This is a genomic window from Paenibacillus gyeongsangnamensis, from assembly GCF_027533625.1.
Lineage (GTDB): Bacteria > Bacillota > Bacilli > Paenibacillales > NBRC-103111 > Paenibacillus_G > Paenibacillus_G gyeongsangnamensis.
In genome coordinates, this window is the sequence record NZ_JAQAGZ010000010.1 from 81383 (window position 1) to 94882 (window position 13500).

General features: G+C 54.5%; 13 protein-coding genes and 1 other annotated feature. Of the genes, 11 read left to right on the forward strand and 2 right to left on the reverse strand.

Annotated features, from left to right (window positions below):
• Positions 1-20: 20 nt before the first annotated feature.
• Positions 21-392 (reverse strand): ArsR/SmtB family transcription factor, encoded by a 372-nt coding sequence (locus tag O9H85_RS16370; protein ID WP_269882488.1) that lies wholly within the window; start codon positions 390-392, stop codon positions 21-23.
• A gap of 198 nt (positions 393-590) precedes the next feature.
• Between O9H85_RS16370 and O9H85_RS16375 the strand changes: the two genes are divergently transcribed.
• The 11 genes from O9H85_RS16375 to O9H85_RS16425 all read left to right on the forward strand — a co-directional run bounded on the left by O9H85_RS16375 (position 591) and on the right by O9H85_RS16425 (position 11996).
• Positions 591-2792 carry a heavy metal translocating P-type ATPase gene (locus O9H85_RS16375; protein ID WP_269882489.1) on the forward strand — a complete coding sequence of 734 codons (2202 nt, stop codon included), beginning with the start codon at positions 591-593 and terminating at the stop codon, positions 2790-2792.
• Positions 2793-2974: 182 nt separating this feature from the next.
• Entirely contained in the window at positions 2975-3481 is a 507-nt protein-coding gene (locus tag O9H85_RS16380) for a GyrI-like domain-containing protein (RefSeq protein ID WP_269882490.1), read from the forward strand.
• A 369-nt stretch (positions 3482-3850) separates the two neighbouring features.
• Positions 3851-4786, forward strand: coding sequence for a sugar-binding transcriptional regulator (locus O9H85_RS16385; RefSeq protein WP_269882491.1), 936 nt, complete (start codon positions 3851-3853; stop codon positions 4784-4786).
• 297 nt (positions 4787-5083) lie between these two features.
• Positions 5084-5749 (forward strand): deoxyribose-phosphate aldolase, encoded by a 666-nt coding sequence (deoC, locus tag O9H85_RS16390; protein ID WP_269882492.1) that lies wholly within the window; start codon positions 5084-5086, stop codon positions 5747-5749.
• Between the two features lie 33 nt (positions 5750-5782).
• Positions 5783-6178: a cytidine deaminase gene (locus O9H85_RS16395; RefSeq protein WP_269882493.1), complete on the forward strand. Its 396-nt coding sequence runs from the start codon at positions 5783-5785 to the stop codon at positions 6176-6178.
• 89 nt (positions 6179-6267) lie between these two features.
• Positions 6268-7446: a NupC/NupG family nucleoside CNT transporter gene (locus tag O9H85_RS16400; RefSeq protein ID WP_269882494.1), complete on the forward strand. Its 1179-nt coding sequence runs from the start codon at positions 6268-6270 to the stop codon at positions 7444-7446.
• A 31-nt stretch (positions 7447-7477) separates the two neighbouring features.
• On the forward strand, positions 7478-8662 hold the full coding sequence (gene deoB, locus O9H85_RS16405; protein WP_269882495.1) for a phosphopentomutase: 1185 nt from the start codon (positions 7478-7480) through the stop codon (positions 8660-8662).
• Positions 8663-8683: 21 nt separating this feature from the next.
• The gene (deoD, locus tag O9H85_RS16410) at positions 8684-9391 is read left to right on the forward strand and encodes a purine-nucleoside phosphorylase (RefSeq protein ID WP_269882496.1); all 708 of its coding nucleotides are present in this window, start codon (positions 8684-8686) and stop codon (positions 9389-9391) included.
• Positions 9392-9475: 84 nt separating this feature from the next.
• Entirely contained in the window at positions 9476-10777 is a 1302-nt protein-coding gene (locus tag O9H85_RS16415) for a pyrimidine-nucleoside phosphorylase (RefSeq protein WP_269882497.1), read from the forward strand.
• 291 nt (positions 10778-11068) lie between these two features.
• On the forward strand, positions 11069-11272 hold the full coding sequence (locus tag O9H85_RS16420) for a PspC domain-containing protein (protein ID WP_269882498.1): 204 nt from the start codon (positions 11069-11071) through the stop codon (positions 11270-11272).
• 70 nt (positions 11273-11342) lie between these two features.
• Complete coding sequence (locus O9H85_RS16425) at positions 11343-11996, forward strand: PspA/IM30 family protein (protein ID WP_269882499.1); 654 nt, start codon at positions 11343-11345, stop codon at positions 11994-11996.
• A 166-nt stretch (positions 11997-12162) separates the two neighbouring features.
• On the opposite strand, the gene O9H85_RS16430 is transcribed toward O9H85_RS16425, so the two are convergent.
• Complete coding sequence (locus O9H85_RS16430; protein ID WP_269882500.1) at positions 12163-12975, reverse strand: coiled-coil domain-containing protein; 813 nt, start codon at positions 12973-12975, stop codon at positions 12163-12165.
• A gap of 263 nt (positions 12976-13238) precedes the next feature.
• Positions 13239-13495 (forward strand) — a binding site (T-box leader).
• Positions 13496-13500 lie beyond the last annotated feature (5 nt).

The following is a 13500-nucleotide window of genomic DNA, read 5'->3' on the forward strand; positions in this document are numbered from 1 at the left end:
TCACGTTATTTGATCCTAGCTTACTCATGTCCGATATGATGCAGCGTCTGAAGGAAAATTTGTTCAATATGCGTGTCATCGAGCGAGTAGAAAACGGTTTTGCCTACTTTCCGGCGTTTGACGATGCGCATATTTCGCAAGGACCTTAGCTGATGGGAGATCGCCGATTGTCCCATGTTCATTAAGACCGTCAGATCGTGGACGCACAATTCCTTTTGAAGCAAGGCATCAATGATGCGGATTCGCGTAGGGTCGCTGAAGGCTTTGAACCAATCCGCCATATGAACGGCCGAAGTCGGGCTCATCATGGCCGATTTTATCAAATGAAGGTCCTGTTCGGAACCGGAGCACGCATCATCGCATTCCTCTGCGGGCATAACATGTTGATCCATTCTTCCACCTACCTGTTCTCCATGGCTGTTTCTATTATAACGAATTTTTGTATTAAGCAAAATCATTACTATTAATGGAGATAAGTCGGGCGCAGGAATGGTTGACGGGAACTTGCAGACAGCACTATAATGAACATAACATATGAATATATACTCATATATTATGAATTGATGGAATCGGGTAGGAGGATGGGGCTCTTGAACCAAGGACAAGGCATAACCAAAGTCGAGCTGCTGCTCGAAGGATTGGATTGCGCCAACTGCGCGATGAAAATTGAGAACGGCGTTAAAAAAGTAGAAGGCGTGGCCTCGTGCGCCGTCAATGTGATGACGAAGACCCTAACGATAGAGACCGCTGCGAACCGGAGTGAAGAGACGGTTGCCGAGGCGATCCGAACGGTTAACCGGATCGAACGGCATATTGCCGTATCCGTAAAGGGGAAGCCGGTGGGAAGAGGAGCCGCCTCCGAGCATCAAGATGAGCATCGGGATGTTAAGGACGAACACAAACCGCATTCGCATGAGCACGGACTGAACAAAAAACTGATCATCCGCTTGGCAGCAGGAGCCCTTCTAACCGGAATTGGAATGACGGCTCCCTTATCCGGGTGGCCGGAGCTTGGTTTGTACCTGGCGGCCTATCTCCTGATCGGCGGCGACGTTGTATTACGGGCTGTTAAAAACATCATCCGCGGCCAAGTGTTCGATGAATATTTCCTGATGTCGGTCGCCACGATCGGCGCTTTTGCGATTGGGCAGTATCCGGAAGGCGTTGCGGTGATGCTGTTCTACCAGCTCGGGGAGCTGCTTCAGGGCATGGCCGTCAACCGTTCCCGTAAGTCGATCAGCTCGCTTATGAACATTAGGCCGGACTATGCCAACCTGAAGACCGGAACCGAGACCAAGCGGGTGCCGCCGGAGGCGGTAAGCATCGGCGATTACATTATCGTAAGGCCCGGTGAAAAGGTGCCTCTGGACGGCGAAGTGGTCGAGGGCAGCTCCATGATTGATACGTCTGCGCTGACGGGCGAATCGGTGCCGCGGGAAGTTGAAATCGGAAGCAGCGTGCTTAGCGGATTCATAAACAAAAACGGTGTGCTGACCGTTAAAGTAACCAAGGGTTTCGGGGAATCCACCGTCTCGAAAATTCTGGAATTAGTCGAGCATGCAAGCAGCCAAAAAGCTCGGACTGAAAGTTTTATCACCAAATTTGCCCGTTATTATACGCCGGTCGTCGTCATTATAGCTCATCTGTTGGCCGTCGTTCCTCCTCTAGTCGTCAGCGGCGCTGTGTTCTCTGATTGGATTTACCGAGCGCTCGTGTTTCTTGTGATTTCCTGTCCTTGCGCGCTCGTGGTATCCATTCCTTTGGGCTTCTTTGGCGGCATCGGGGCAGCCTCTAAAGCCGGTATTCTCGTGAAAGGAAGCAATTATCTGGAAGCGCTGAACGATATCCGATATGTCGTATTCGATAAGACCGGTACGCTGACGAAAGGAGCGTTTAAAGTCATCGGCATCCATTCGCAAGGGGACCGCTCCAAGGAGGAGCTTCTCCATTACGCCGCCTATGCGGAGCTGCATTCCAGTCATCCCATCGCGGAATCGATTCGCGTAGCGTACGGGAAAGAAATGAAGGAAGAGCGGCTTACAGGCTATCATGAAATTCCGGGACATGGCATCCAGGTGTCGGTGCAGGGCGTAGAGGTACTGGCAGGCAACGCTAAGCTGATGAAGAAGGAGAACATCCCGTATGAGCAGCCTAAGGTCTCGGGGTCGATCGTTCATATCGCCATCGGACGAAAGTATGCCGGTTACCTTGTCATTGCTGACGAAGTGAAGGAGGATTCAGCGCAAGCCATCCGTTCATTGAAGCAGCTCGGGATTCGCAAGACCGTGATGCTGACCGGCGATGCCGGGGCGGTGGGGGAAGCGGTTGGCCGGGAGCTGGGCATCGACGAGGTGCATGCCGAGCTGCTTCCCCAGCATAAAGTCGAAGAGCTCGAGAAGCTGGAGAAGCATAAGCGGCCGAAAGAGAAAATCATGTTCGTGGGGGACGGCATTAACGATACCCCCGTGCTGGCCCGGGCGGACGTAGGCGTAGCCATGGGCGGATTAGGCTCGGACGCCGCCATTGAAGCGGCGGATATCGTCATCATGAACGACGAGCCTTCCAAAATCGCGGCTGCGATTTCCATTGCGAAGCGTACCCGCAGGATTGTTTGGCAAAATATTTGGTTTGCCCTGGGGATCAAAGCGGTATTTCTTCTTTGCGGCGCCTTCGGCATAGCCACCATGTGGGAGGCGGTGTTCTCCGACGTCGGCGTGACCTTGCTGGCCGTTCTGAACGCGATGCGGGTACTCCGGGCGCCGGAAAACTCCCATCCAATTCAAGCCGGATGACTTTAACAGCGGCTGGAACCCCATACCCAACCCTCCTAAGCGCAATCGTAGGAATAAGCGCTAAAGGACTGTCCGGGGACACGGAGATTTTTCTTATTTACCAATTTATGGGGTTTGGTATAATGGCATAAAGGAAATCATGTCCAATTCCTGCGTAGGTAAAGCCATAAGGAGGCGTTGCGATGGAGGCGCGGTTGGTATCTGGAGAAGCGCTTGAACTGTTAACCGTCAAGGCGAAGGGGAGCATGAAACATTTTCAGCTTCCGAAAGATGTGCGCAGGGCGTGGCATGAACTGCAGGCCATCGTGGAACGGGACGGAGTCGAATGGACGGAGAGGAACATAGGGTACGTATTGATTCCCCAGTGGATCACCGAGCCTCAAGAGGAGCTCGAGCTCCGGGTTGGAATCCGAATCGGCCGCGGGGAACGCACTCCGGATGGCACGGAGCGGCTTCACATTCCCGCGAGAACCTATGCCCTCCTGCCCTGCCGCGGCGACCGCGAGCAGATGAACCACGCGTATGCATGGATTGATGAATGGATAGCCAGGGAAGGACTTAAAAAGGATACCGGCGATGGGGTATTTGGGATGGAGCCCAACCGGCTGATTCCGGTCAATCCGTTTGACATTCCAGCCGATACCATCGATCGGTTTGACTATGATATCATGATCGCGGTAAAAGAATAAGCACATGTAACAGGCACCGCTTATCGTCGGTGCCTTTTTTCGCGGCTTGTGCTTCTATCGAAGGGGACTATAATAAGGGAGTAGGAGACCGTGGTCTCCAGGGATTGACGAAAAACCCTGATATGCGGAAAAAATGCTAAGGTATAGGTGGGGTATCCCCTGTAGGAGCGATAGCGTCCGCCTTTGTTATCGGAAAATGACTGCCGGATAGCGAAATAAATTAAAAATTTTCCGATAACAACAGCGGCCGGAAGGGGATACCCTACCGGGACACCGTGGTATATCTTTCCAATACATGGGTTTCTCAATAGCTTGAGGAGACCGCAGTCTCCCCGGAACGGAAAACTAACAAGAAGCGGGTTGGAATCGATGGATGATGAGAAACAGCGGTTAAGCATCGAAGCGGCGAGGCTTTATTACCTCTCCGATTACAGTCAGCAGGATATCGCGACAAGGCTCGGCGTCTCCCGTCCGACCGTTTCCAGGCTGCTTCAGCATGCCAAAGAACGCGGCTACGTTCGTATCGACATCGTGGACCCACTCGAGGATTTGGACGCACTGGGCCATGATTTGAGAATAAAGTATATGCTGGATACGGTACTCGTCTGCTATTCGCCGACGGGCGAATACCAGGAAATTCAGAAGCATATCAGCCGGAGAGCCGCGGAGTATCTCTATGAGACGGTGCAGGATAAAGATATCATCGGGGTTACCTGGGGAACCACGATGTACTCGGTGGCGCGCCAGCTGCAGCCGAAGCAGGTGAGAGGCGTGGAGGTCGTTCAGCTTAAAGGCGGTGTAAGTCATTCTCACGTAAATACGTTTGCCGCGGAAACGGTCAATTTGTTCGCCGAAGCGTTCCATACGGCTCCCCGATATTTGCCGCTCCCGGTCGTATTCGACAATATCGCCGTAAAAGAGATGGTAGAGAAGGATCGGCATATTCAGCGGATCATGGAGCTGGGCCGGCAGGCCAACATTGCGGTGTTTACGGTAGGGACCGTCAGAGAGGATGCGCTGCTGTTCCGACTCGGCTACTTCAATAAAGAAGAGCAGGAGCTTCTTCAGCGGATCGGTGCCGGGGATATATGCTCAAGGTTCTTCGATGCTGAGGGCCGCATTTGCAGCGAAGAGATCGACAACCGTACCGTAGGGATGAACCTGTCGGACCTGCGGAACAAGGAGAAATCGATTCTCGTAGCCGGCGGACAGCGGAAGATCGATGCGATCCGGGCCGCATTGACCGGCAAATATGCCAACATTTTGGTGACGGATCAGTACACGGCCCAAGCTTTATTAAGGTAAGTCTTCATGGAGTACTAATCCTGAACCGAATCCTATCGGGCACAAGCCTGCCGCGGCTGCGGCAGGCTTGTTTTGCGTGCGGAAGGCATACGAATGGAGTATGCCTTCTTTTTCTCAAGTTCATCTGAACATAATTTCATTTACCATTTTACATTTGTTCATGTCCGTGCTATGATAGTCATGCAGTCATCCATTAATGATTTGAAAACGCATAATATGCGTACGAATGCAGAAGAATGAAAGAGACTCTTGCGTTGTACGTTATTTTCTAACTGCATATAAAGGAGCGAAATGAACATGAATTTAGCGGGAATGATCGACCACACGCTGCTGCGGGCGGATGCGACCAAGGCGGAGATTACGAAGCTGACGGAAGAGGCGAAGAAATATACGTTCGCTTCGGTTTGCGTAAATCCGGCCTGGGTGGCCTATGCGGCCGAACAGCTGTCGGGGACCGAGGTGAAGGTGTGCACGGTGATCGGGTTTCCGCTCGGAGCCTCGACCTCGGCTGTAAAAGCCTTTGAAGCGAAGGACGCGATTGCGAACGGCGCGACCGAGGTCGATATGGTCATCAATATCGGAGCGTTGAAGGACGGAAACAACGAGCTTGTTGAGAAGGACATCCGCGTGGTTGTCGAAGCGGCGGCAGGCAAGGCGCTGGTGAAGGTCATTATCGAAACCTCCCTTTTGACCGACGAGGAAAAAACGCGCGCCTGCGAGCTTGCGGTCAAGGCCGGCGCTGATTTTGTCAAAACGTCCACAGGCTTCTCCACGGGCGGAGCGACGCCGGAGGATGTAGCGCTGATGCGCAAGACCGTCGGCGAGAAGACTGGCGTGAAGGCTTCCGGCGGCGTGCGCAGCCTGGAAGACATGATGAAGATGATCGAAGCGGGCGCTACCCGGATCGGGGCCAGCTCCGGCGTGAAAATTATGGAGGGCGGCCAATCCGCCTCATCTTATTAAGCTTAACACCCCCAATCCAAGGAGGTAATGAGGATGAAAGAGCAGCTGATTAGGCAAGCCATCGAAGCGCGCAAACAGGCATATACTCCTTATTCGCATTTTCCGGTAGGCGCCGCGCTGGTATCCGGCGGGAAAGTATACCAGGGCTGCAACATTGAGAATGCCTCCTTCGGTTTGACTAACTGCGCGGAGCGGACGGCCGTCTTCAAGGCGGTCTCCGAAGGCAACCGCAAGATCGAAGCGATCGCGGTCGTCGCCGATACGGACGGGCCGGTATCCCCATGCGGGGCCTGCCGTCAGGTGCTGGCGGAATTTTGCGACCACGATACCAAGATTTATTTAACAAATCTCCACGGGAATACTGAGGAGTGGACGATGGCCCAGCTGCTTCCGGGGGCGTTTCAAGCCGGAGATATGAAGAAGAATTAATCCCTTCGGGATCTTTCTTCTTACAAGCGTGTTGTAAGCGCTTAAGAAAGGAACACTTAGAATACATTCACAGTGGAGGAATACACATCATGAGATATTTAATCGCTATTCTGGGTGTGCTGGTCGTGTTCGGCCTGACGTATGCGGCAAGCAGCGACCGCCGGAAAATCCGCTACCGGCCGCTCTTCATCATGATCGTCCTGCAGGCGCTGCTTGCTTTTGCCTTGCTGCATACCGGTATCGGCGAGCTCCTCATCGGAGGCTTCGCGTCGATATTCGAGAAGCTGCTGTCCTATGCGGGGGAAGGCGTCAATTTTGTATTCGGGGGTCTCGTCAATCAAGGTCAAATGACCTTCTTCCTGTCGGTTCTGCTCCCGATCATCTTTATCTCCGCTCTGATCGGGATTTTGCAGTACACGAAGATCTTGCCTTTCATTATCAAATATATCGGTCTGGCGCTCAGCAAAATCAACGGAATGGGCAAGCTGGAATCCTACAACGCGGTCGCTTCCGCGATTCTCGGGCAATCGGAAGTATTCATTTCCGTTAAAAAGCAAATCGGCATGCTGCCGAAGCAGCGTCTTTATACGCTCTGCGCTTCCGCCATGTCTACGGTTTCGATGTCAATTGTCGGCGCGTACATGCAAATGATTAATCCGAAGTATGTTGTTACCGCACTTGTGTTAAACTTGTTCGGGGGCTTTATTATCGCTTCGATCCTTAACCCGTATACAGTTTCGAGAGAAGAGGATATTCTGGAAGTGCAGGATGAAGAGAAGCAGTCGTTCTTCGAAATGCTAGGCGAATACATTATGGACGGGTTCAAGGTGGCCGTCGTCGTCGCGGCGATGCTGGTCGGCTTCGTTGCGCTGATCGCGCTGGTCAACGGCATCTTCACCGGCATTTTCGGCATCTCCTTCCAGGAGCTTCTCGGTTATATCTTTGCGCCGTTCGCTTTCGTCATGGGGGTACCATGGAAGGAAGCGGTGGAGGCGGGCAGCATCATGGCGACGAAGATGGTGTCCAACGAATTCGTGGCGATGCTGGATCTTGGCAAGCATACCGCTTTGTCCGCACGGACGATCGGCATCATATCGGTGTTCCTCGTATCGTTCGCGAATTTTTCGTCCATCGGCATTATTGCCGGCGCCGTGAAGGGGCTGCATGAGAAGCAGGGCAATGTGGTGGCCCGTTTCGGTCTCAAACTGCTGTACGGGGCCACGATGGTCAGTGTATTGTCCGCTACGGTAGCGGGATTGTTCCTGTAATTAGTAAAACCTAGCAAAGGAGCGGGGTAGCATGGCTCAGTTTAAACGGATTCACTTGATTGTGCTGGATTCGGTAGGGATCGGGGAAGCGCCTGACGCTGCCAAGTTTGACGACTTCGATGTCGATACGTTCGGACATATCGCCCGCGAGCGCGGGGGACTGAACATGCCGAATATGGCCAAGCTGGGCTTGTCCAACATTCGGGAAATTCAAGGGATTCCGAAAGCGGACAAGCCGATGGCCTACTACACCAAGATGCAAGAGGCCTCCAGTGGCAAGGACACGATGACCGGCCACTGGGAGATCATGGGGCTTCGTATCGATACGCCGTTCCGGGTATTCCCGGACGGATTTCCGGAGGAGCTGATCTCCCGGATCGAGGAAAAGACCGGCCGCAAAGTGATCGGCAACAAGCCGGCAAGCGGTACGGAAATTATCGCTGAGCTCGGCGAAGAGCATGTGAAGACGGGGGCGCTCATCATCTATACCTCCGCCGATTCCGTGCTTCAGATCGCGGCCCACGAAGAGGTCGTTCCGCTGAAGGAGCTATACGAAATCTGCGAGTTTTGCCGGGAAATTACGCTGGAGGACCCTTACATGCTCGGCCGGATCATCGCCCGTCCGTTCGTCGGGGAGCCAGGGCATTTCACCCGGACGGCGAACCGCCATGACTACGCGCTGAAGCCGTTCGGTCCTACGACGATGAATGCGCTGAAGGATGCAGGCTATGACGTCATCGCGCTGGGCAAAATATCCGATATCTACGACGGCGAAGGCGTAACCAAGGCGGTTCGCACCGTCTCCAATATGGACGGGATGGATAAGCTGGTCGCCACGATGGACGAGCCGTTCACCGGACTCAGCTTCGTCAATCTCGTCGATTTCGACGCGCTGTACGGACACCGCCGCGACCCGCAGGGGTACGGTCAAGCGCTGGAGGAATACGACGCGCGGCTGCCGGAGTTGTTCGCCAAGCTGACGGAGGACGACCTCCTGATCATTACCGCCGACCACGGCAACGATCCTACCTACCGGGGGACTGACCATACCCGCGAGTATGTGCCGCTTCTCGTCTATTCGCCGCGGTTCCGGGAAGGCGGCGGCCGGGAGCTTCCGCTCCGCAAGACGTTTGCCGATATCGGGGCCACGGTGGCGGACAATTTCGGCGTGACGATGCCGCCGCACGGCACGAGCTTTTTGGCGGAATTGAAATAATATCGATCAGGGGGAAACGAAATGAGCGTTCATATCGGAGCACAACCGGGCGACATCGCCGAGACGATCCTGCTGCCGGGCGACCCGCTGCGGGCCAAATATATTGCGGAAACTTATCTGGAGAATGTCACCTGCTATAACCAGGTCCGGGGCATGCTCGGCTTCACGGGGACGTACCAGGGCAAGCGCATCTCGGTGCAGGGCTCGGGCATGGGCATTCCGTCCATCAGCATTTATGTCAACGAGCTGATCAGCCAGTACGGCGTTAAAAATTTGTTCCGGGTAGGCACCTGCGGTGCGATGCAGGAGCATGTCCGCGTGCGCGACGTCATTCTCGCGCAGGCCTGCTGCACGGATTCCAGCATGAACCGGCATGTGTTCGGCGGGTTCGATTACTCCCCGATCGCCAGCTTCCCGCTGCTGAAGGCAGCTTATGAGCGCGGCACGGCCAAAGGGTTGAAGCTGCATGTCGGGAATATCTTCAGCTCCGATATGTTCTACCGCGACGACAAATCCGTCGTTCAGAAGCTGATGGACTACGGCGTGCTGGGTGTCGAGATGGAAACGACGGCACTTTACACGCTCGCGGCGAAATTCGGTGTCAACGCCTTGACGATTCTGACCGTGAGCGATCATCTGCTGACCGGAGAAGAAACAACCGCGGAGGAGCGGCAGACGACGTTTAACGACATGATGGAAGTGGCGCTGGACACGGCCATTTCCTTGTAAGAAGCTGTACCGGACCCAAGGATAGGATCCTATAGAAAACCATACGGAAGACCCCATAGAACAAAAGTGAGGAGAGAGCAGACGATGAGAATGGTGGATCTGATTGAGAAGAAACGCGACGGCGGGGAACTGACTACGGAAGAAATCAACTTTATTATCGAGGGCTATACGAAAGACGAAATTCCCGACTACCAAGTCAGCGCCCTGGCCATGGCGATTTTCTTCAAGGATATGACGGAGCGGGAGCGGGCGGACTTGACGATGGCGATCGTGAACTCCGGGGAAACGATCGACCTGTCGGCGATTGAAGGCGTGAAGGTGGACAAGCATTCCACCGGCGGCGTAGGCGATACGACGACGCTTGTCCTAGCTCCTCTCGTTGCCGCGCTCGACATCCCGGTAGCGAAGATGTCCGGCCGCGGACTCGGCCATACCGGGGGAACGATCGATAAGCTGGAAGCGATCGCCGGCTTCCACGTAGAGATCAGCAAGGAGGAGTTCGTCGATCTGGTGAACCGGCACAAAATCGCGGTCATCGGCCAGTCCGGCAATTTGACGCCGGCCGATAAGAAGCTGTACGCTCTCCGCGACGTCACGGCAACCGTCAATTCGATTCCGCTCATCGCGAGCTCGATCATGAGCAAGAAAATTGCAGCAGGCTCCGACGCCATCGTGCTGGATGTAAAGACCGGGGCAGGGGCCTTCATGAAGACGGCCGAGGATGCCAAAGAACTGGCCCAGGCGATGGTCCGCATCGGCAACAATGTCGGCCGCAAGACGATGGCGGTCATCTCCGATATGAGCCAGCCGCTGGGCTATGCGATCGGCAATGCCCTGGAAGTGAAGGAAGCGATCGATACGCTGAAGGGCAACGGGCCGAAGGATCTGGAGGAGCTCTGCCTCGCCCTTGGCCGGCAAATGGTGTTCCTGGCGAACAAAGCCGCATCGCTTGAGGAAGCCGAAGAGAAGCTGAGAGAAGTGATCCGCAGCGGCAAAGCGCTGGAGAAATTCAAGGAATTCATCGCGGACCAAGGTGGCGATCCGTCCGTCGTGGATCATCCGGAGAAGCTGCCGCAAGCCGCTTACCAAATCGAAGTTCCGGCGAAAGAAGACGGCGTGGTTGCGGACATTATCGCCGATGAGATCGGTACCGCGGCTATGTGGCTCGGCGCAGGCCGGGCTACGAAGGAATCCGACATCGATCTTGCCGTCGGCCTGATGCTGAACAAAAAAGTCGGCGATCCGGTCAAAGCCGGAGAATCCTTGGTGACCATTCACGCGAACCGGGAGGACGTGAAGGATGTCGTGGAGAAAATTTACGCCAACATCCGGATCGCGGACCATGCGGAAGCGCCCGTGCTTGTGCATGACATTGTAACGGAATAACTTGAATAAAGAAATCAAGCCTGGATCCCTGATCGGATCCGGGCTTTTTTGACTTGCCTTAGGCGCGGGATGGGAGCAATTACTTGCCGGGCATCCGTACGGTTTTCTAGCGTCCGTCAGTCGCGGTCGGTCGAGTTGTTTCCCCGACTTGAGACCAGGTTCCAAAACCGTCCCCGGTCGGTTTTGGAGATGGAGCGTTCCGTTTACAATAAAGACATGAAAGACAGCACGACACCAAATGAAACGAACATCAATGAAACACCGACCATATACGCAAAGGAGAAATTTCAAATGAGAAAATTGTATCGTTCTGCTTCGGACCGTTGGTTTACAGGCTTGTGCGGAGGGCTGGCCGATTATCTTGGAATCAGCGCGACGCTCGTGCGGATCTTGACGGTAATCGCCGCATTCTGCAGCTTCGGAACGACCGTCCTTCTGTATTTCATAGCCAGCCTGTTGATTCCTAAGCGTTACGATCATATCCAATTCATGTAATTCCGGTTCAAATTCGCATGTTCTATGTCGGACTTGCTTCAAACCAAACCAATTTCGGGAGGTATATACGATGGGTGCACTGAGAAGATTAATGGATTTGACGAAAGCGGTAGTGAATGAAACGCTGGACAAGATGGAGAAGCCGGTAATGATGCTGAACCAATATCTTCGCAGCATGGAAGAGGAGCTGCATGCTTTGCAGCGGGAGCTGACCAAGGAAACGGCATCGTCCCGGACTTGGGAGCAGCAAATCGCGGGCTGCTTCCGGCAGGCGGAGCAGAGCGAGCAGAAGGCGCGCGAGGCTCTGGCGGATGACCGCACAATCGAAGCACGCCAGGCGCTGGAGGCCCGGCAGACGTATTTGGACCAGGCCGCTGAGTATACGCGCGCTTATGAAGCTTCCAAGCTGCGCACCGCAGAGCTGGAGCAGCAGCTGAAGCAGGCGCAAACGGAATATGCAAGTATGCAGGCGAAGCGGGATGAGCTTATGCAGCGCGCGCAGAAGGTACAGGACAAGGAACAGACTGCCGCGTCAAGCTTCGGCTACCGGGCGGATACCGGGGCGGCCGTCCATGGGTTTCAGCGAATCGAAGAGCGGATTATGCAAAAGGAGGCTCAGCTGGAGTACGCCGAGTCGATGAAGGCCGCCGCCACCGCATCGCGGGAAGCCTTGATTGAAGAGCAGCTGACCCGGCTGAGAAACGAAGCGCCTGTCCATAAATAATTGCCCGGAAACTCAAAGCCGGCGGATTGAATCTCCTTCCGCGGCTTTGAGTTTTTTCTTGGTTGATAAGAATTTATAAGTTTCCGTAACTTATAGCTTCGCATCAACCTTGGTAAACTCGCTGGTCCTCGTAATACAAGGACGGCGTAGTCGTTTATCCTGGCCGTCATGGGATTTGGGATCCGGCCTTGGAGAGGATTTCGCTGATTTTGGCTTCCAGCTGATACGTTTTTTGTTTCTCTGAATGGATTTGCCGGGAAAGGGAGACCGCGGTAGCAAGGCTGCTCTGCACGCCGGAGGAGTCGCCTTTCCTCGCCGCTTGCTTGAATCCGTTCCATGCCGGAGTTATACTGCTTTCGAGTGTACGGACGGCGCTGTTCTTCGCTTTGATCTGCTCGCGGATCGGATCGGCGTCATCCAGGATGCCTCGGATCCGTTTCACCTTTTGCCCCGTAGCCTTCTTGGCGGCCTGCCATGCGTTCATCTTGGCCTCAAGGTCCATCCGCGCCAGCTTGATCGGGATCTTCAGCACGTTCGCATGAAGCTGAAGCATGGCGCTGAGATCCTTGTTCTTCGCTGCCCGGGCCGCGTCGATCTGCTTATTGAGCGAGGTATACTGGGCGAATAACGGTTTATACCGTTCCTTTGCCTGGTTGAATTCGGCCTCGAGCCTGTTCAGGCTGGCTTCATCGATTTGTTTGACCTGCTTGGCCAGCGCCGAGGATGTGTTCTTATTGCTCTCGTGGAGCGCCTTGAGCTTACTGTCCCACTCCTGCTCCTGCTGCTGAAGCGACAGCAGCTCGTTGTACAGGGCGCTGATCTTCTCCGCCTGCGCACGGTCTGCGGCGGCAAGGGTCTTATCGAGCGATGCTTTCAGGGAGGCCGTTACTTCAAGGGAAGCGGCTGCAGCTGTCGTCGGGACGGCCCAGACCAGTAGGAGAGCGAGGAGCGTTGACAGAACCTTTTTGCATTGAGTCATGAGAATCTTCCTTTCCGTTGTGTGGGGTGCGGGACGGCGGGCAAACAAAAAAAAAGCACCTGTAAAAAAAGGCATCAAGCCTTCTCTTACGGGTGCTTCCGTCGTAAGCCGTCCAATGTTTATGTTATGTGTAAACTATACAAGACGGGTTCAAGGAGTGTCAAGCCTTTCGGGCATCGCGGCTCCGTTTGGCGGAACGGGGCGGGAGCCCGGTTGACTTTTCGGCGAAATAGGTGTACAACAGAAGAAACCGAATCGTTCGATCAAATTCGTTGACGAGAAAGAGTACACTAATCTCTTGTTCCCCAGAGAGTTGGCCCCGCGCTGAAAGCCAACGTTCAAGACTTAGTCGAAAATCCTCTCCGAGAAGGAAAGCTGAAGCTGCCGAAGTAAGCTGACCCGGGATCCTGCCGTTACAAGGGACGCGTATGATGGTACGTAGTAGAGGTGCCGCAGGATGACTAGAGCGTGATCCTTGCGGAACAAGGGTGGTATCGCGAGATGAAATCTCGTCCCTTACGGGGC